This is a genomic window from Bradyrhizobium monzae (genome assembly GCF_021458635.1).
GTDB lineage: Bacteria > Pseudomonadota > Alphaproteobacteria > Rhizobiales > Xanthobacteraceae > Bradyrhizobium.
In genome coordinates this window covers 156,767-173,672 of sequence record NZ_JAIRDQ010000014.1, presented here as the reverse complement: position 1 = coordinate 173,672, position 16,906 = coordinate 156,767, and the positions used below count along the sequence as shown (strand labels likewise).

General features: G+C 63.3%; 20 protein-coding genes. 12 read left to right on the top strand and 8 right to left on the bottom strand.

The features are described from left to right. Positions 1-61: 61 nt before the first annotated feature. The 7 genes from K3F49_RS35220 to K3F49_RS35190 all read left to right on the top strand — a co-directional run bounded on the left by K3F49_RS35220 (position 62) and on the right by K3F49_RS35190 (position 4,499). Positions 62-1,072: an alpha/beta hydrolase gene (locus tag K3F49_RS35220; RefSeq protein ID WP_234685451.1), complete on the top strand. Its 1,011-nt coding sequence runs from the start codon at positions 62-64 to the stop codon at positions 1,070-1,072. Further along, positions 1,069-1,620, top strand: coding sequence for a hypothetical protein (locus tag K3F49_RS35215; RefSeq protein ID WP_234685450.1), 552 nt, complete (start codon positions 1,069-1,071; stop codon positions 1,618-1,620). Before K3F49_RS35220 ends, K3F49_RS35215 begins: the two co-directional genes overlap by 4 nt. After that, positions 1,620-1,919, top strand: coding sequence for a winged helix-turn-helix domain-containing protein (locus K3F49_RS35210; RefSeq protein ID WP_234685449.1), 300 nt, complete (start codon positions 1,620-1,622; stop codon positions 1,917-1,919). Before K3F49_RS35215 ends, K3F49_RS35210 begins: the two co-directional genes overlap by 1 nt. A 294-nt stretch (positions 1,920-2,213) precedes the next feature. Next, entirely contained in the window at positions 2,214-2,783 is a 570-nt protein-coding gene (locus K3F49_RS35205) for a hypothetical protein (protein ID WP_234685448.1), read from the top strand. Then, on the top strand, positions 2,780-3,589 hold the full coding sequence (locus K3F49_RS35200; RefSeq protein ID WP_234685447.1) for a pPIWI-associating nuclease domain-containing protein: 810 nt from the start codon (positions 2,780-2,782) through the stop codon (positions 3,587-3,589). The genes K3F49_RS35205 and K3F49_RS35200 overlap by 4 nt, the downstream gene beginning before the upstream one ends. An 89-nt stretch (positions 3,590-3,678) precedes the next feature. Further along, positions 3,679-3,876 carry a hypothetical protein gene (locus K3F49_RS35195; RefSeq protein WP_234685446.1) on the top strand — a complete coding sequence of 66 codons (198 nt, stop codon included), beginning with the start codon at positions 3,679-3,681 and terminating at the stop codon, positions 3,874-3,876. Between the two features lie 68 nt (positions 3,877-3,944). Continuing rightward, complete coding sequence (locus tag K3F49_RS35190; RefSeq protein WP_234685445.1) at positions 3,945-4,499, top strand: hypothetical protein; 555 nt, start codon at positions 3,945-3,947, stop codon at positions 4,497-4,499. Here K3F49_RS35190 and K3F49_RS35185 read toward each other — a convergent pair. Next, complete coding sequence (locus K3F49_RS35185) at positions 4,451-4,732, bottom strand: hypothetical protein (RefSeq protein WP_234685444.1); 282 nt, start codon at positions 4,730-4,732, stop codon at positions 4,451-4,453. The two genes, K3F49_RS35190 and K3F49_RS35185, sit on opposite strands and share 49 nt — an antisense overlap. A 41-nt stretch (positions 4,733-4,773) precedes the next feature. Next, the gene (locus K3F49_RS35180) at positions 4,774-5,514 is read right to left on the bottom strand and encodes a hypothetical protein (protein ID WP_234685443.1); all 741 of its coding nucleotides are present in this window, start codon (positions 5,512-5,514) and stop codon (positions 4,774-4,776) included. 445 nt (positions 5,515-5,959) lie between these two features. On the opposite strand from K3F49_RS35180, the gene purD reads away from it, so the two are divergent. Both purD and K3F49_RS35170 read left to right on the top strand, forming a co-directional pair. Then, positions 5,960-7,243, top strand: coding sequence for a phosphoribosylamine--glycine ligase (gene purD / locus K3F49_RS35175; RefSeq protein ID WP_234685442.1), 1,284 nt, complete (start codon positions 5,960-5,962; stop codon positions 7,241-7,243). 133 nt (positions 7,244-7,376) lie between these two features. Then, a complete protein-coding gene (locus tag K3F49_RS35170) occupies positions 7,377-8,282 on the top strand; it encodes an alpha/beta fold hydrolase (protein WP_234685441.1) in 906 nt (301 codons plus the stop codon). Here K3F49_RS35170 and K3F49_RS35165 read toward each other — a convergent pair. After that, complete coding sequence (locus K3F49_RS35165) at positions 8,279-8,737, bottom strand: nucleoside deaminase (protein ID WP_234685554.1); 459 nt, start codon at positions 8,735-8,737, stop codon at positions 8,279-8,281. The two genes, K3F49_RS35170 and K3F49_RS35165, sit on opposite strands and share 4 nt — an antisense overlap. A 119-nt stretch (positions 8,738-8,856) precedes the next feature. On the opposite strand from K3F49_RS35165, the gene K3F49_RS35160 reads away from it, so the two are divergent. Together K3F49_RS35160 and rsmD are read left to right on the top strand one after the other, a co-directional pair. Continuing rightward, positions 8,857-10,842 carry a pseudouridine synthase gene (locus K3F49_RS35160; RefSeq protein WP_234685440.1) on the top strand — a complete coding sequence of 662 codons (1,986 nt, stop codon included), beginning with the start codon at positions 8,857-8,859 and terminating at the stop codon, positions 10,840-10,842. Position 10,843: 1 nt separating this feature from the next. Continuing rightward, complete coding sequence (gene rsmD / locus K3F49_RS35155; protein WP_234685439.1) at positions 10,844-11,401, top strand: 16S rRNA (guanine(966)-N(2))-methyltransferase RsmD; 558 nt, start codon at positions 10,844-10,846, stop codon at positions 11,399-11,401. A 1-nt stretch (position 11,402) separates the two neighbouring features. Here the strand turns inward: rsmD and mutL are convergent, their stop codons facing one another. After that, positions 11,403-13,217, bottom strand: a complete 1,815-nt coding sequence (mutL, locus tag K3F49_RS35150; protein ID WP_234685438.1) for a DNA mismatch repair endonuclease MutL — start codon at positions 13,215-13,217, stop codon at positions 11,403-11,405. 238 nt (positions 13,218-13,455) lie between these two features. On the opposite strand from mutL, the gene K3F49_RS35145 reads away from it, so the two are divergent. Continuing rightward, a complete protein-coding gene (locus K3F49_RS35145) occupies positions 13,456-13,773 on the top strand; it encodes a ribbon-helix-helix domain-containing protein (RefSeq protein WP_234685437.1) in 318 nt (105 codons plus the stop codon). A gap of 122 nt (positions 13,774-13,895) precedes the next feature. Here the strand turns inward: K3F49_RS35145 and K3F49_RS35140 are convergent, their stop codons facing one another. Genes K3F49_RS35140 through K3F49_RS35125 form a run of 4 tightly spaced genes read right to left on the bottom strand, consistent with a single transcriptional unit; the run spans position 13,896 to position 16,862 of the window. Next, positions 13,896-15,464, bottom strand: a complete 1,569-nt coding sequence (locus tag K3F49_RS35140) for a GMC family oxidoreductase (protein WP_234685436.1) — start codon at positions 15,462-15,464, stop codon at positions 13,896-13,898. 29 nt (positions 15,465-15,493) lie between these two features. After that, positions 15,494-16,042 (bottom strand): gluconate 2-dehydrogenase subunit 3 family protein, encoded by a 549-nt coding sequence (locus tag K3F49_RS35135; RefSeq protein WP_234685435.1) that lies wholly within the window; start codon positions 16,040-16,042, stop codon positions 15,494-15,496. A gap of 37 nt (positions 16,043-16,079) precedes the next feature. Next, positions 16,080-16,475: a VOC family protein gene (locus K3F49_RS35130; protein WP_234685434.1), complete on the bottom strand. Its 396-nt coding sequence runs from the start codon at positions 16,473-16,475 to the stop codon at positions 16,080-16,082. Further along, positions 16,476-16,862, bottom strand: coding sequence for a c-type cytochrome (locus K3F49_RS35125; RefSeq protein WP_234685553.1), 387 nt, complete (start codon positions 16,860-16,862; stop codon positions 16,476-16,478). It lies immediately after the preceding gene. Positions 16,863-16,906 lie beyond the last annotated feature (44 nt).

Sequence of the window (16,906 nt, the reverse complement as noted above, 5' to 3'; positions counted from 1 at the left end):
ACACGAGAGTACTCTGTATTATAGAGTTCTCTATCGACGATCTGATCAGGGAGTATGGACCATGGCGATGCGATTGCTGCGAGGTGTCCTGGGCTTGCTGAAATGGGGTCTGTGCGCGGTCGGCGCAGTGGTGTTGATCTTCACCGCCTTGATCGCGACCCCGCTGCAGCGGCCCGCCGAAATGCGATCGGTCTCGGAGTCCGCCAAGGGCGTCGACTGGTCCACGCTTCCGCCGCTCGAGCGTTTCCAGGCGCGCGACGGCACCTGGCTCGGTTTCCGCCACTACGCCCCGAAGGGCACGGCCACGGACCGGGGCGCGATCTTTATCCACGGCTCGTCCGGCTCGTCCGGCACGGTCAATCACGCCCTGACCGCGGCATTCGCGGCGCATGGCGTCGAGACCTGGGCGCTTGATACGCGCGGCCACGGCGCCTCCGGCACGCGCGGCGACATCGGTTATGTCGGCCAGCTCGAGGACGACCTCGTCGATTTCGTCGCCCATGTCCGCAAGAACGCGCCGGACCTGCCGCTCACTTTGGTCGGCCATTCCGCCGGCGGCGGCTTCTCGCTGCGCGTCGCCGCGACGCCGATCGTGCAGGATCTGTTCGTCCGCACCGTGCTGGTCGCGCCCTATCTCGGCTATGATGCACCGACCAACAAGCCGCATTCCGGCGGCTGGGCCAATGCCGACATCCCGCGCTTCCTCGCCCTCGCCGCATTGCGCAAGCTTGGCATCGACTGCTGCGCGCAGCTGCCGGTCCTCGCCTTCGCCGTGCCTGCGAATTCGGAACGGATTCTGACGGCGACCTATTCCGACCGCCTGATGCGCAATTTCGCCACGCACGGCTATCGCCTCGATCTGCCGGCGGTAACGCATCCGATGACGATCTTCGGCGGTGTCGAGGACGAGATGATGATCTCCGACAAATATGCCGAGGCCGTGCAGGCGGTGAAGCCCTCGGTGGACGTCAAGCTGATCGAGGGCGTCAACCACAACGGCATCGTCACGAACCCGAAGGCGGTCAATGCGATCGCGGAGGACGTGGCAACGCGCGGGGCAGGGCAGTCGTGATCGACAGCAAGCAGGCATCCGCCGCGCTGGCCGAGATCGACGACATCGTCCAGCGCGTCAAGCAATCGCAGCTCTATGAGCTGGCCAGCCTCGCGGCCATCTGGTGGGGCGTGTTGGTGTTTGCAGGCAACGTCGTCACCTGGCTCTGGCCATACTACGCGGTCTACGCCTGGCCCGCCGTCGACATCCTCGGTGTCGGCGGCCTGGTCGCGATCCGCCTGCTGAGTCCACCGCACGTCCAGGGCGCCGCCTTCGATATCAGACTTGTGCTGGTGTTCGTGCTGTTCTTCGCGTTCGGCTATATCTGCACCAACATGCTCGGTCATTTCGGCCCGCGCCAGCTCGGTGCATTCTGGCCGATCTATTTCATGCTGTTCTACACGCTCGCCGGTCTCTGGTTCGGCACTGCATTCGTCGCGATTGGCCTCGGCATCATCGCTCTGACGCTGATCGGCTTCTTCTGGATCGGCGAGGCATTCCCGCTCTGGATGGCCTTCGTCAACGGCGGCGGCCTGATCCTGGGCGGCCTCTGGATGCGGCGAATCTGATGGCCGAGCTTGACGACATCATCCATCAGCCATTGCGGTTGAAGCTCATGGCGGCTCTGAACGCACTGCCGGTCGCGTCAGGCCTGGAATTCGCGCGGCTGAAGAAGCTCACCGGCGCCACCGACGGCAATCTCGGCGCGCATATCGAGACCCTCGCCAAGGCCGGCTACGTCTCGGTGGACAAGGCCTTCGTCGGCAAGAAGCCGCAGACGACGGTGACCGCCACAGCGGCGGGCCGAGGCGCGTTCGCGCGACATGTGGCGACGTTGCAGGAGATTATTGCGGGGGGGCAGGTTTAGCGCCTCCAGCGTGGTACCGGGCGACGACGCTGCGTCTTCCGTTTCGGGCTCTGCTGGACCTGGCTATTGGCGAGGATAACCACCGGACCAAGTGGATATGACCGGTAAGCAGCTATTCGGCCTGGCGCTGATTTGCCTCGTGGTCGTCACGGCGGAGGCCGTATCCCTGCGGGATCAGCAGATCCGGGAGCAGTTGAAAGCCGACAACGTCTGGTAGCCTATCCGGGAGGAATCTGCTACCTGAGGTTTTTAGCCGAGACCATGTCTCGGCTTTTTTATTGACCGGGGGTAGGCATGGCTGAGGACGAGGTCGTAAAGGCAATTTCTACACTGATGGAGGCACTGACGCCCCTCGATAAGGAGGCCCGAGAGCACGCGCTGGACTTCGTTATGAAGCGTCTTGGTATATCGCTTGGCGCGGCACCGGCTCCAATGCAGCATCCTGGTTTGCCGACCCCACCCACGCCCATAACCCCAGCCACGCCGCCTATCCCGGATCAACCGGGACAGGACATCAGGTCGTTTGCCGCTCTCAAGTCGCCAAACACGATGAACGAGAAGGTGGCGGTGATGGCCTATTATCTTGCACAGCTTGCGCCCCCGGCAGAGCGGCGTGATTACATTACGCCGGAGGACATCAAGCCCTATTTCATCCAGGCTGATTTCGAGCTGCCCACGGCCACCGGAAGCATGACGCTCACTAATGCTAAGAACGCGGGCTACCTCAACGCCCTAGAACGCGGCCAATATAGGCTTAACTCGGTCGGGCATAACCTCGTGGCCCATAAGCTGCCAAACAAGGACGCTGGCGCGAAATCGACGCGCCGGTCGGTCAAGAAGGCAGTAAAGAAAGGCAAGCGATGAGTGACACCGTCGATGATTGGCGGGCGCTCATATCAGAAGCTTCAAAGGTCCAAAAGAAGATCAATCGCGTCCCCAGCGCTAGGGTTAAGTCAATTCCGCTGCGGGAGGAAGCTCGCGGCCTGGGACAGTCGTTCTTTCAGAACTTGCAGCTCGGGCTTATCGGCGCTGGGCTCGAAGAAGAAGCTCAGCTTTTGTCGGATGAGTTCGAAACCCTGATTCGGCTCGCCGAGGCCGAGAGTGCGAAATCGAAGTACGCAGCGGCGTTCCGCGTGCTTCGGGAGATTTCCCCTGATGTGGTCGCCAAACTGGAGAGGGATCGCGGGCGATCGGTCAAGGTGGAGGTCGCCATCACCAACGAGGACCAGCGCATCATCGAGACCTTGGAGGGACTCGTACCGTCTGCCTCGCTCTCATTCCGGCAGGCAATCGCGGACCTAGCCGACGACAATCGGGTCTCGTTTCGCGGTCCCGCGCTAGAACTACGCGAGGCGTTCCGAGAAACATTGGATCATCTGGCCCCTGACGCCGATGTCGAGGCGTCCGAGGGGTATAAGCGCGAGCCAGACAGAAAAGGCCCGACGATGAAGCAAAAGGTTCGCTTCATCCGCAAGGCGAGGGGCGAGAGCAAATCGTCAGGGGTGGTACCGGAGCAGACGGCCTTGACGATTGATGAACTGGTGGGGAGCCTCTTTCGCGCGGTCTACGACCGATCCTCTGTCGCGGCTCATGTTGGAACGGAACGCAAGGCTGTTCTCCAAATCAAAAGGTACATCGTCGCCATCTTCCACGAAATTCTGGAGATCTAAGTCAAGTGACGTTCCGTCGCATAACGCCTGAAGCGCTCCGTCGCACTCATGCGAATTTGTTAAGGGAGCATAACGAGCTCAATAAGCAGATGGCCAGCGTCTACCTAGCCCTCGCGGTACTCAATCAGATTATCGGCGAGGAATGGGTAACAAGGCACATCTTGCCGGGCGCTAAGCCCAACGTGCTCGCGCTTGATGAAACGGACCATCTCTCTATGGCCATTGGCCATACGAAAATCATCGACCTGGCGGAGGTGCTGTACAATCTTCAGCAGGTTGAGGGGTAGGCACTTGCGTTGATCGTATGCGAACTGGAGACATCGAGGCGTCGCTCGCGGAGCTGGCTCTTGGCCGGATGCTTTTCATCCACGGCATTGAATTCAAGTATGTGACACCGATTATGAAAAAGGGGCATGACTACGATATTTTGGTGAAGCTGCCCAACGGTCTGTTCGCCTGTGCTGACGCCAAGTGCAAAATTGAGGGCCAAGAATTTTCGCCAACCTCGGTAGAGAACACCCTTAGGAAGGGGCGGAAGCAGTTTCCGGAAGGCGAACCCGCAATCCTGTTCGTGAAATATCCGTATGCATGGGATGAAGACCCAGAGTCGTTGGCCATCCTGCGTGATGTGGCAATGAAGTTTTTTCGGACAACAAAGCGAGTTGTCTCCGTTAAGTATTACGTTCAGCCGATCTTGCAGGAGGGCGGCGATGTTCGGCAGCGATTGGGGTTCAAGGAATTCTCTAATCCCGTAACTCGCTTCGGGAGTGACGTTGATTGGCGACTTTTCAATACCCCAAACAATCTCGCTACCACTTGGCAGCGGATAGGCAATTTCCCTGATGAGGCGGACATGGCAGCTCAGTCATCCGGATCAGGCCTCCCAACCAATCGCACCGAGCCCAGATAGTCGGCTGGCCCGCGACTCACATACCCGATTTCTTCAGAGAATTTCTTGCCCGCTTCTGTCCACCGCCCAAAGCGGGTATTCACCATTTCCATCAGTCCAAAGTCCGCAAGTACTTGGATTGCACGCTCTCCGGCGGACTCCGCGAGATTGTCAACTTCATCGCCATGCTCGTGCAGATGTTGGTGAACCATGGCGACGAGCGCTATCAAGAGCTTCCTCTCGGTATCGGTCATGACTTTTTATTCCATCCCACGCGATTGCGAGTGGCAGGTGTCTAGTTTGGCCCTGCAAAATGCCAATCGCCGTTCCGGCGTTCGACAGAAGCGGTTACGCGCTTCGTTGGTGTCTCAGTTGATGTTGCCACCAGCTTGACATGATCATCGCCCTCCCAGCCTGCAAACTCATAAAGCCATTGATCATCATCCGGGCTCCGGTAGTGCCATTCCTTGGGAGAGAGATCGGACGTGGCCGGGACAATATCAATTCCGTCAGGCGGTCCCGAAGGCCCGACGCCCGAAGCGACGGAGACAAGCCAAAGCTTGGCCGGTGAATAGTGCGGGGGCGCAACGATCTCCGATGTCTTGCCGCTATCGAGGTGCACCAGAAGCCAACTCCCACCCTCCCGATAGCCTACTTCGATCAGCAACAGATCATGCTTGGGAAAATATCCGGTCAGTCGATATTTGACGCAGCCCTCTGCTTTGGGGGTCTGACATTTGGCGTCTTCATTGAGGTAGACCCGCGCCAGCCCGTTGTGAAATTTCAATTGCAATGCCGGTCCTACCCGGCGGGCTAGGTCGCCGACCTGTTCTAAGCACGCCTGTTCTGACCGATCCAGATCACCGACGCCCTTATCGCCGATGCATCGACCGTCTAGTGATGGACGATCTGACAAGGAAAATGTCGGTGGATCAGCTAAGGCTGTTGCGCACGAGAAGAGGGCTGCCGTCACGGTTATGGCGACACGTAACATGGCGATCTTGCGTTGGGTTCCGATGATGCTGCTATCGTCCACCACTATCGCCTACGGCCCTTCAGCAATATTAAGAGCTTCATTCAAATCGGACAAATCGACCAAGTCCGTTGTGGGTCAAAGGCTGCCCTCGGTAGCCAGCACGACCTGAGTCAGCTCATCTATTAGAAGCGGACATTGCGGCACGCTGGGCGCAGCTTGCAAGTCAGGACCTGTGGTTGCGCTCGATCATCGTCAAATGAGCAGACCACTGGCGACGCAATAAAGTATGGAAATCCGTGCAGTTTTGCTATTCCCGACACTCCACAGACACCGCCCGGGGAAACCATGTAGTAGCGGCAAGTGGTCTGATCGTGACCCTCAAGGGGGGGAGGAAGAGGAGCAGCCGCGCCCCGGAATGACGGGGAGTTCGGGGCGTTTCCCCTTGAGACCCGCGCCGATTCGTGCGACCTCCGCCCTCAGCAAAACCCCTCATTTCGAGCCTTCGATGCACATTCTCCTGCTTGGTTCCGGCGGCCGCGAACATGCCCTGGCGTGGAAAATCGCAGCCTCTCCCCTGGTGACCAAATTCTGGTGCGCGCCGGGCAATGCCGGCATCGCGCGCGAGGCGGAATGCGTGGCGCTCGATGTTGCCGACCATGCGGCCGTGATCGACTTCTGCAAGACCAACGCGGTCGAGCTCGTGGTAGTCGGCCCGGAGACGCCGCTGGCGGCCGGCATCGTCGATGATCTCACCGCGGCCGGCATCAAGGCGTTCGGGCCGAACAGGATCCCCGCCCAGCTCGAAAGCTCCAAGGGCTTTACCAAGGCGCTCTGCACCGAATTCGGCATTCCGACCGGCGCCTATGAGCGATTCACCAACGCCAGGGACGCGCGCGCCTATGTGCAGAGCCAGGGCGCGCCGATCGTCGTGAAGGCCGACGGGCTTGCCGCCGGCAAGGGCGTCGTCGTCGCGAAAACCGTGCGCGAGGCCGAGGACGCCATCGCCATGATGTTCGAGGGCGCGTTTGGTGAAGCCGGCGCTGAGGTCGTGATCGAGGAGTTTCTGCCCGGCCGCGAGATCAGCTTCTTTGCGCTGTGCGACGGCGAGACCGCCATTCCGCTGGCCTCCGCGCAGGACCACAAGCGCGTGTTCGACCACGACGTCGGCCCGAACACCGGCGGCATGGGCGCGTATTCGCCGACGCCTTTGGTGACGCCCGCGATCCACGACGCGATCATGGCAAAAATCATTCTGCCGACGGTCGCCGGCATGAAGCAGCGCGGCACGCCGTTCCGCGGCATTCTCTATGCGGGGATCATGCTGACGACGCAGGGCCCAAAGCTGTTCGAGTTCAACGTCCGCTTCGGCGATCCCGAGTGCCAGGTGCTGATGCTGCGCATGATGTCGGACATCGTGCCGGCGTTCCTCGCCGCCTGCGACGGGCAGCTGAAGAATTTCGATCTGCGCTGGTATCCGGAATCCGCGCTCACGGTGGTGATGGCCGCGAAGGGCTATCCCGGCGACTACCAGAAGGGCACGCGGATCGAGGGGCTCGATGATGCGGCTCGGGTCGACACCGTCGAGATCTTCCACGCCGGTACGGTCGCGAAGGACGGCGCCATCCTCGCCAATGGCGGCCGCGTGCTCAATGTCTGCGCGCTGGGGGCGACCGTGACCGAAGCGCAGGCCCGCGCCTATCAGGCCGTCGACCGGATCAACTGGCCGGAAGGTTTTTGCCGCCGCGACATCGGCTGGCAGGCGGTGGAAGCCGAGAAGGCGCGGGGCTGACCGGCGTTTTTCGCGCGGGCGCGCAAATTCCGGCCGCGCCCGTCGGCACTCCAAAAATGTGCAGGCAGCTCCTGAACTTGGCTACTGTGCATGGGGTTGTTTTCGACATTCTTGTTCTGGGGTGATGGAGCTCATGTCCGATCTCGCCGACCTCTATCCCGGCTTCGCCTCCGAATGGATCAACACCTCCTTCGGCCGCATCTTCGCCCGCGTCGGCGGCAAGGGGCCGCCGCTGCTGCTGCTGCACGGCTTCTCCGAGACGCATGTGATGTGGCATCGCGTCGCGCCGCAGCTGGCCGACCGGTTCACGCTGATCATCGCCGACCTGCCGGGCTATGGCTGGTCCGACATGCCCGAGAGCGACGCGCTGCACATGCCCTACAGCAAGCGCGCGATGGCCAAGGCCATGGTCGAGGCAATGGAGCAACTCGGCCACGTCCACTTCGCGCTCGCCGGCCATGACCGCGGCGGCCGGGTGTCGTATCGGCTGGCGCTCGATCATCCCGGCCGGCTGTCGAAGCTTGCCGTGCTCGATATCCTGCCGACCTATAATTACTGGGAGCGGATGAACCGCGCCTACGCGCTGAAGATCTATCACTGGACCTTTCTCGCCCAGCCCGCGCCGCTGCCGGAGACGCTGATCTCGGGCCAGGGCGAATTCTTCCTGCGCTTCAAGATGGCGAGCCAGACCAAGTCGAAGACGCTGGACGCGATCGACAAGCGCGCACTCGCGCACTACATCGCCCCGTTCCGCGATCCCGCCCGCATACACGCGATGTGCGAGGATTATCGCGCCGGCGCCTATCTCGACTACGACCTCGACAAGGCCGATTTCGATTCCAGCAAGAAGATCACCGTCCCGATGCTGGCGCTGTGGGGTGGCGTCGGCATCGCCCAGGCCGCTGCGACGCCGCTCGATAGCTGGAAGCAATGGGCGACCAATCTCGAAGGCCAGCCGGTGGATTCCGGCCACTTCCTCACCGAGGAGAACCCCGACGTCACCGCAAAGGCGCTGCGCGCGTTCTTCGCAGGTGGCTAGCGCCGCTCGCGAAAGAACTCCTTGAGCAGCCGCGCCGCCTCGCTCTCGCCGACCCCGGAATAGACATCCGGGGCGTGGTGGCAGGTTGGCGAGGCAAAGAACCGCACGCCGGACTCGACCGCACCGCCCTTGGGGTCGGCCGCGCCGTAATAGAGCCGGCGCACCCTTGCAAAGGAGATCGCGCCCGCACACATGGTGCAGGGCTCCAGCGTCACGTAGAGGTCGCAGTCGACCAGGCGCTCGCTGCCGATTTTCTTGGCCGCCTGGCGTAGCGCAATGATCTCGGCATGGCCGGTGGGGTCGTAATCGGTCAGTGTCCGGTTGGCGGCGGTGGCGATGACCTCGTAATTGCGGACCACCACGCATCCGATCGGAACTTCGCCCGCCTTTCCGGCGTTTTCGGCGGTTTTGAGCGCCAAATCCATGAAAGAGGGGGCTTTCAAGCCTCGTATCATCCGAAGAAACCTGCTAGTAGCTGCGCCTTCAGCAGAAGTGCTTACCGAATTTGCCTGAGCATGCGGCTCGAAACGAGCGCGCACAATGTTCATCGGCCACCCCCTGAGTGAGATTATTCATGCCTCGCGACAGCGACAAAGACAACGATTCCCGCGGCCGGCGAGGCCCCCCCAGGGGACCATCGAAGGGTGGCCGCAGCGGCAAGCCGCGCGGTCCCGACAAGAAATTCGCCAAGCGCGGTTTTGAGGGCAAGGGCGACGGCGACAAGCGTCCACCCCGTGGCGACCGCGATAGCCGTCCGTTCCGCCGCCGTGAGGAGGGCGATGCGCCGCGCCGCGATTTTTCCGACCGTCCCCGCTTCAAGCGCGACGATCGCGGCGGCGAAGGCCGTGGCGAGCGCAGCTTCAAGCCGCGTGGCGACCGCCCGTTTTCCGATCGTCCGTCGCGCGATGGCGAGAAGCGGCCGTTCAAGCCGCGCGGTGACCGTCCGTTCTCCGGCCGCGACGACCGTCCGCCGCGCAGCCGCGATCGCGACGATGCACGTCCCGCCGGTCGCTTCGGCGACAAGAAGTTCGGCGACAAGCGCCCGTATGCGCCGCGAGGCGACCGTCCGGAGCGCAAGTTCGACGGCGAGCGGAAGTTCTCGCGCGGTGGACCGGATCGCGATCGCGGCGAGCGGAGCGATTCCAAGCCGTGGCAGAAGCGTGACTCGGGGCCGCGTGGCGACCGTCCGCCGCGCAAGGACTTCAGCAAGGGCCCACGCAAAGATTTCGGCGGCCGTGACCGCGGCGAAGACAAGCCCTGGCAGAAGCGCGAAGGCGGCGGTGACGATCGTCCGCGCTTTTCGCGCTCGCGCGACGACCGCGCGTCCGGCGATCGTCCGTTCCGCGATCGGCCCAAGTTCGATCGCCCGCGTGAGGACCGTCCGAAATTCGATCGTCCGCGTGAGCGCTCTGAAGGCCGCTCCGACTGGCGCGAGCATCCGCGCAACGAAGGCCGCTTCGGCGATCGTCCGCGCCGCGAGAACGAGGACGAGAGCAGGATCTTCGAGAAGCGTCCGGCCTTCGGCGGCCGTGGCGCCTATCGCGCGCGCGAGCGTGATTTCGAAGGCCGCCCACGTCGCGAAGAGGCGCCGAAGCCGAAGAAGGCCGGCGAACGCATCGCCAAGGCGCTGGCGCGTGCGGGGCTGGCTTCGCGCCGCGATGCCGAGGAGATGGTCACGCAGGGCCGCGTCACCGTCAACGGCCGCGTGATCAACTCGCCGGCGCTCGACATCACGAAGAACGACGTCGTTCTGGTCGACGGCAAGCCCTTGCCGGAGCGCGAGCGCACGCGGCTGTTCCTCTATCACAAGCCGCGCGGGCTGATGACCACGCATGACGACCCCGAGGGCCGTCCCACCGTGTTCGACAATTTGCCCGAAGGTCTGCCGCGCCTGATCTCGATCGGCCGGCTCGACTTCAACACCGAAGGCCTCTTGCTGCTCACCAACGACGGCGGGCTCGCACGCACGCTCGAGCTGCCGGACACCGGCTGGCTGCGCCGCTACCGCGTCCGTGCCCATGGCGACGTCACCCAGGCGCAGCTCGACCAGCTCAAGGAAGGCATCGAGGTCGAGGGCGTCAAATACGGTCCGATCGAGGCGACGCTGGAGCGCGATCAGGGCGCCAATGTCTGGCTGGTGTTCGCGATCCGCGAAGGCAAGAACCGCGAGGTGCGCAACGTCTGCGCCCATCTCGGGCTCGAGGTGAACCGGCTCATCCGCGTCTCCTACGGTCCGTTCCAGCTCGGCGAAGTCCCCGAGGGTCAGGTCGAGGAAATCCGCGCGCGTGTGCTGCGTGAGCAGCTTGGCGACAAGGTGATCGAAAAGTCGGGCGCGCAGTTCGACGTGCCGAAGAAATCCTCTGAAGGCGATGCACCAGGCGAGAAGGCGTCCAAGCGGGACGTGATCGCCGACCGCAAGGGTCGCCGCGTGCTGGTGCAGCGTACCGGCAGCGACGAGGCGCGCGCGCGCAACGAGGAAGAGGCCAACGGCTACGGCTCGCCGCGCCGTCCCAAGCGCGGCTATCACGGCAAGCGCGATCTGACGCCGAAGGAGGACTAGGTTGCGCGTCGTCGGCGGTCGTTTGAAGGGGCGCAATCTCGCCTCACCGTCTTCGCGTGACATCCGTCCGACGGCGGATCGCCTGCGCGAGTCCGTGTTCAACATCCTCGTGCACGCCTATGACGATCCGATTCCGGACGCGCGCGTGCTCGATCTCTTCGCCGGCACCGGCGCGCTCGGCATCGAGGCGTCCTCGCGCGGCGCGAAATTCACGCTGTTCGTGGACAACGGCGCCGAGGCGCGTGCGCTACTGCGCAACAACGTCGAGACGCTCGGCCTCGGCGGCGTTACGAAAGTCTATCGCCGCGATGCGACCGATCTCGGCCCCGCACATCCCGTCGAGCCGTTCTCGCTGGTGTTCCTCGATCCGCCCTACGGCAAGGGTTTTGCGGAAAAGGCACTTGCGTCCTTGCGCGAGGGCGGCTGGCTGACGCCCGGCGCGCTGCTCGTGGTGGAAGAGGCGAAGGCCGCGCAGTTCGTGACGCCGGAGGGGTACGAGGAATTGGAGCGGCGGGCGTATGACGACACGGAGTTCGTGTTCTTGAAACGCAACGCGTAATTCACCTCCGCCCGAACAGCTTCTCCACATCGGCGAGCTTCAGCTCGACATAGGTCGGGCGCCCGTGATTGCATTGGCCGGAGTTCGGCGTCTCCTCCATCTCGCGGAGCAGCGCGTTCATCTCCTCCGGTCGCAGCCTGCGGCCGGCGCGCACCGAGCCATGGCAGGCCATGGTGGCGGCGACGTGCATCAGGCGGCGCTCCAACGGCAGCGCCTCGTCCCATTCGGCCATGTGCTCGGAGAGATCGCGCAAGAGCCCGCCCGCGTTGGTCTTGCCGAGCAGCGACGGCGTCTCGCGCACTGCGACCGCGCCGGGGCCGAAGGATTCGATGGCAAGACCAAAAGAAGCGAGCTCTTCGCTGCGTTCGAGCAGGCGCTCCACCGTGGCTTCGTCCATCTCCACGATCTCGGGGATCAGCAGGATCTGCCGCTGCACGCCGTTCTCGGCGAGCGAGGCCTTCAGCCGCTCATAGACGATGCGCTCATGCGCGGCGTGCTGGTCGACGATGATGAGACCGTCACGGGTCTGCGAGACGATATAGGTCTCGTGGAGCTGTGTGCGCGCAGCACCAAGCGGACGGTCGACAAGATCAGTTACGGGCTGCGTCTCGAACCTGATGTCAGCGCTCGGTGCGCCAACGTCGAATGCAGCTTGTGCGCGCTCCGCGAAGGCGGGTGCGGCGGAGCCTTCGAACGACGGCATCGGCGCGACCGGAGCGGATGGCGAAGCTCGCCAGTCCCAGCTCGCCGGCCGCGGCGGCGTAAACGCGGGCCGGAACGAAGACAGCACGCTCTCGCCGCTGTTGGCGGCGGTGCGGCGCCCCTCGCGCGCAAGTCCTTCCTTCAGCCCGTGCACGATCAGCGCACGCACGAGGCCGGCGTTGCGGAAGCGCACTTCGGTCTTGGCCGGATGCACGTTGGCGTCGACCTCGCGTGGATCCAGCGTGACGAACAGCGCCAGCACCGGATGCCGGTCGCGCGGCAGGTAATCGGCATAGGCCCCGCGCACCGCCCCTAAGATCAGCTTGTCGCGTACCGGACGGCCGTTGACGAAGAGATATTGTCCGAGCGCGTTGGCCTTCGTCAGCGCAGGTGCCGCGGCATAGCCGGCGACGACCACGCCCTCGCGCTCGGCATGGACTTCGAAAGCATGGCTGCGGAACTCCGTGCCCAGAATGTCGCCGAGCCGCGTCAGCCGCCCGGCGGCGCCGGGCAGCGCCGCGGCCCAGGTCACAGGCGCGCGCTCTTCGCCCGCGAGCGTGAAGGCGACGTCGGGTCGCGCCATGGCGAGGCGCCTCACCACCTCGCGGATCGCTTCCGCCTCGGTGCGGTCAGTCTTCAGGAATTTCAGCCGCGCCGGCGTTGCATAAAAGAGATCGTTGACCTCGACGCGGGTGCCGTGCGCCAGCGCCGCCGGCATGATCTCGGATTTCTCGCCGCCCTCGACAGTGAGCGCCCAGGCATGTGGCTCGCTGGCATGCCGCGTGGTGATGGAGAGCCGCGCGACCGAGCCAATCGAGGGCAGCGCCTCGCCGCGGAACCCAAGCGTGCGGATCTGGAGCAGGTCCTCGTCGTCGAGCTTGGACGTGGCATGGCGCTCGACCGCGAGCGACACGTCCCTCTGGGTCATGCCGCTGCCGTCATCGGTGATGCCGATCCGCCGCCGCCCGCCGCCATCGGTAAAGACGTCGATTCGGCTCGCGCCGGCATCGATCGCGTTCTCGACGAGTTCCTTGACCACGCTCGCCGGGCGCTCGACCACCTCGCCGGCGGCGATGCGGTTGACGACCTGCTCTGGAAGCTGACGGACGGGCATGGGCTTTTGAATCGGATTCGGTGAGAGCGTTATTCTAGCCCGTGTTGCGTCAAAAGCATGTGTTGGGCAACAGCCGTGTGGGAGCCTGGGGAAGAGGGATGCCTATCACATTGAAGATATTGGGCGTTCGAGAAAATCGCCAACCGGAGCGGACCGATCTCCGGTTAGGGTCCTGATTGTGGGGTGCCGGGCAGCGGTGTAGCATCGTGAAAAAACGGCAACAGGACGGGAGGACGCCATGTGCCATCTCTTCGCGCACCAGCCCCAACGCGACTATGAATCCCAGACCCGTAGCTTGCGGATCGGCGGGCACTGCACCTCGATCCGGCTGGAATTGGCGTTCTGGGACACGCTGGAAGAGATCGCGGCCAAGGAGAGCATGAGCCTCGGCAAGTTCCTGACCACGCTCTACAACGAGGTGCTCGACCACCACGGCGAGGTCAACAATTTCGCATCGCTGTTGCGCTGCTCCTGCCTGATCTATCGCTCCAAGAGCCTGGCGCCGGCGCAGGAGTTCAAGGCCACGGTGGCACCCATTCTGGACGCAGCTGAATAGCTCGGGCGACGACCCGTCCTCCGTCATTGCGAGGAGCGTTTGCGACGAAGCAATCCAGAATCTTTCCTCATCGGCAGCCTGGATTGCTTCGCTACGCTCGCAATGACGGGAGAGACCGAACCTCAAATCTCTTTCTTCTGCATCGCCCCCGCAATGTAATCCGCCTGCCGGATCGCGAGTGCGACGATGGTCAGCGTCGGGTTGCAGGCCGCGCCGCTGGTGAACTGGCTGCCGTCGGAGACGAATAAATTCTTCACGTCGTGGCTCTGGCCGAATTTGTTGACGACACCGTCGCGCGGCTTCTCGCTCATCCGGTTCGAGCCGAGATTGTGCGTGCTTGGATAGGGCGGCGTCGGGTAGGTGACGGTGGCGCCGACCGCGTCATACACCGCCGCCCCCTGCTTGTAGGCGTGCGCCCGCATCGCGAGGTCGTTGGGATGATCGTCGTAATGCACGCTCGCGACCGGCTGGCCGAACTTGTCCTTCACGGTTGGATCGAGCGTGATGCGGTTGGTTTCCTGCGGCATATCCTCGCCGACCAGCCACATGCCGGCCATCCGCGGATAGCCGTCGATCGCGGCGGTGAACGGCCGGCCCCACGAGCCGGGATTGAGGAACGCCGCCATGAAGGGCAGTCCGAGCGACAGCGTCTCCATCTCATAGCCGCCGACGAAGCCGCGCTTCGGATTATTGGCGGCCTCGTCGCGGATGATGCCGGCCATGGTGGTGCCGCGATACATGTGTACCGACTTCTCGAACACGGCGTAGACGCTGCCGGTCATGTGGCGCATGTAGTTGCGGCCGACCTGGCCGCTCGAGTTGCCGAGACCGTCGGGGAACATGCTCGAGGCGCTGTTGAGCAGCAGCCGCGGACTTTCGATCGAATTGCCTGCGACCGCGACGATCCGCGCCTTCTGGCGTTGCATCGCGCCGCTCTCGTCGGCATAGACCACGCCGGTGACCTTGCCGCTCGCATCGTGCTCGACCTTGACCACCATGCTGCCAGGGCGGACCTCCAGATTGCCGGTCGACTCACCCTTGGGGATCTCGGTGTAGAGCGTCGACCATTTCGCGCCGGATTTGCAGCCCTGGAAGCAGAAGCCGATCTGCTGACACGATCCGCGTCCGTCGCGCGGCTGGCTGTTGATCGCCATGTTGCCGGTGTGCACGGTCTTGTAGCCGAGCTTTTTCGCGCCGGCCTCGAGCACCCGGAAATTGTTGTTGCCGGGAAGTCCGGGAATGCCGTTGGTGCGGGTCACGCCCATCTTGTTCTCGGCCTTGGCGTACCAGGGCTCCATCTCGGCGAGGGTGACCGGCCAGTCCACCAAATTGGCACCGGGAATGTTGCCGTAGGTGCTCTTGACCTTGAACTCATGCTCGTCGAAGCGCAGCGAGGCGCCCGCCCAGTGGATGGTGGAGCCGCCGACCGCCTTGACGATCCAGGCGGGCAGGCCTGAGAAATCCTTGGCAACGCGCCAGTTGCCCGACGTGGTGCGGGCATCGGTCCAGGCGAGCTGGGAGAAGCTGTCCCACTCGTCGTTGATGAAGTCCTGGTTCTCGATGCGCGGACCGGCCTCGATGATGACCACCTTGACGCCCTTCTGTGCGAGCTCGTTGCCTAGCGTGCCGCCGCCGGCCCCGGAGCCGACGATCACCACAACGCTGCTATCGTTCAGATCGAATTTTGCCATATGCGTTCTCCTGAACCGTTGGGTGGTCGTTAAGCTTTCGGCAGCCAGTCGATGTCGGCGAAGCCGCGGTTGATGTAGCCGCCGTGCTCGGCGGAGGAGCCCTCGTAGCCGAACCGCGGCCAGACCTCTTTCTGGTTGTAGAGGGAGACGACGAGGTCGCCGCGCACCTTCTGGAAGAAGTCGCTCTGCTCGATCTCCTTCAGCAGCACCACGCGATCGGCTTCCCAGGGCACCTCGGCATAGGGCGCCTTGTGGCGATCCCTCGCGTTCTGATCGAGCCTGGCAATGCCGTCGCTGATGAGCGCCTTGACGGAGGCGTCCTTTGCCGCCTTGTCGTCCCACGGCTTGATCGCGGTGATGTAGTAGCTGTCGCCGAGAACGTCGTGCGGATAGATGTCGCGGGCGACCTTCAGTAAGGTCTTCATCGTCGCGGGCGACAGTGTGCCGGCCTCATCGGCCCAGGCGTCCTCGACGCTGACACTGAGGCTGGTCGCGACAGCCACGACCGGCACGGCCGTCGCCGCGCCCTTGAGAAAGACACGACGGCTATGCTTGCTTCGACGATCGACTTCTCTCATGGCATTCCTCCGTAGATTTTTGGATTTTATGTTTTGATCAGCCGAAACGTCCGCCCCGCTGGATCACTTCGATCTTGTAACCATCGGGATCGCTGACGAAGAAGAAGCGCGCCAGCGTCTTGCCGTCGTGCTTGAAGTCGCGCAGCGGACCCGGCGCGAGCTGCTCGCGCGCGAAGCGGGCATGCTCGGCATCGAGATCCTCGACCACCACGGCCAGATGGCCGTAGCCGTCGCCGAGCTGGTATGGCTCCTTGCGATCGAAATTGACCGTCAGCTCGACCTCGAAAGGTGAGGAGGGGTGACGCAGATAGATCAGAGCAAAGTCCGGAAACTTCAGATGATCTGCGACTTCGAGGCCGAAAGCGCGCTTGTAGAAGTCGAGTGAGCGCGTCTCGTCGAGCACGCGGATCATGGAATGAACGGGCTTCGCCATTCAGTTCTGCTCCTTGAGATAGGCGATGATGGCGGCGCGCGTCTCCGGCTTGGCCTGGCGATAGACCATGATCACGCCGGGTATGACGGCCTGCGGATTGGTCAGCCAGGCGTCGAGCTTGGATTCGTCCCAGGCGAAGTCCGCTTTCGCGAGGCTCTCGGAGTAGCGAAAGCCCTCGACCTTGCCGGCGAAGCGGCCCACGATCTTGACCAGCGGCGGGCCTTGCCGCATCGGTTCCGACGAATTCATCGTGTGGCAAACGGCGCATTGCTGCTTGAACAGCGTCGCGCCATCCGGCGGCTTTGCGGCCGGTAACGACATTTGCGCGTTGGCAACGCGCATCACCAGCACCGCCGCGGTGCACAATCCCAGCACGATCGTGCGCATCGCCAAAAGCTCGCCCATCCACATCAACGTCGGCTTGCGCGAAC

What these genes read in the sequence shown, in the direction of transcription:
- K3F49_RS35190 (WP_234685445.1), top strand. Translation starts at nt 3,945, where the DNA reads ATGCTTTTCATCCACGGCATTGAATTCAAGTATGTGACACCGATTATG.
- K3F49_RS35165 (WP_234685554.1), bottom strand. Translation starts at nt 8,737, where the DNA reads ATGATACGAGGCTTGAAAGCCCCCTCTTTCATGGATTTGGCGCTCAAA.
- purD (WP_234685442.1), top strand. Translation starts at nt 5,960, where the DNA reads ATGCACATTCTCCTGCTTGGTTCCGGCGGCCGCGAACATGCCCTGGCG.
- K3F49_RS35195 (WP_234685446.1), top strand. Translation starts at nt 3,679, where the DNA reads ATGGCCAGCGTCTACCTAGCCCTCGCGGTACTCAATCAGATTATCGGC.
- K3F49_RS35135 (WP_234685435.1), bottom strand. Translation starts at nt 16,042, where the DNA reads ATGAGAGAAGTCGATCGTCGAAGCAAGCATAGCCGTCGTGTCTTTCTC.
- K3F49_RS35205 (WP_234685448.1), top strand. Translation starts at nt 2,214, where the DNA reads ATGGCTGAGGACGAGGTCGTAAAGGCAATTTCTACACTGATGGAGGCA.
- K3F49_RS35125 (WP_234685553.1), bottom strand. Translation starts at nt 16,862, where the DNA reads ATGCGCACGATCGTGCTGGGATTGTGCACCGCGGCGGTGCTGGTGATG.
- K3F49_RS35130 (WP_234685434.1), bottom strand. Translation starts at nt 16,475, where the DNA reads ATGGCGAAGCCCGTTCATTCCATGATCCGCGTGCTCGACGAGACGCGC.
- K3F49_RS35185 (WP_234685444.1), bottom strand. Translation starts at nt 4,732, where the DNA reads ATGACCGATACCGAGAGGAAGCTCTTGATAGCGCTCGTCGCCATGGTT.
- mutL (WP_234685438.1), bottom strand. Translation starts at nt 13,217, where the DNA reads ATGCCCGTCCGTCAGCTTCCAGAGCAGGTCGTCAACCGCATCGCCGCC.
- K3F49_RS35200 (WP_234685447.1), top strand. Translation starts at nt 2,780, where the DNA reads ATGAGTGACACCGTCGATGATTGGCGGGCGCTCATATCAGAAGCTTCA.
- K3F49_RS35145 (WP_234685437.1), top strand. Translation starts at nt 13,456, where the DNA reads ATGTGCCATCTCTTCGCGCACCAGCCCCAACGCGACTATGAATCCCAG.
- K3F49_RS35170 (WP_234685441.1), top strand. Translation starts at nt 7,377, where the DNA reads ATGTCCGATCTCGCCGACCTCTATCCCGGCTTCGCCTCCGAATGGATC.
- K3F49_RS35140 (WP_234685436.1), bottom strand. Translation starts at nt 15,464, where the DNA reads ATGGCAAAATTCGATCTGAACGATAGCAGCGTTGTGGTGATCGTCGGC.
- K3F49_RS35210 (WP_234685449.1), top strand. Translation starts at nt 1,620, where the DNA reads ATGGCCGAGCTTGACGACATCATCCATCAGCCATTGCGGTTGAAGCTC.
- K3F49_RS35220 (WP_234685451.1), top strand. Translation starts at nt 62, where the DNA reads ATGGCGATGCGATTGCTGCGAGGTGTCCTGGGCTTGCTGAAATGGGGT.
- K3F49_RS35160 (WP_234685440.1), top strand. Translation starts at nt 8,857, where the DNA reads ATGCCTCGCGACAGCGACAAAGACAACGATTCCCGCGGCCGGCGAGGC.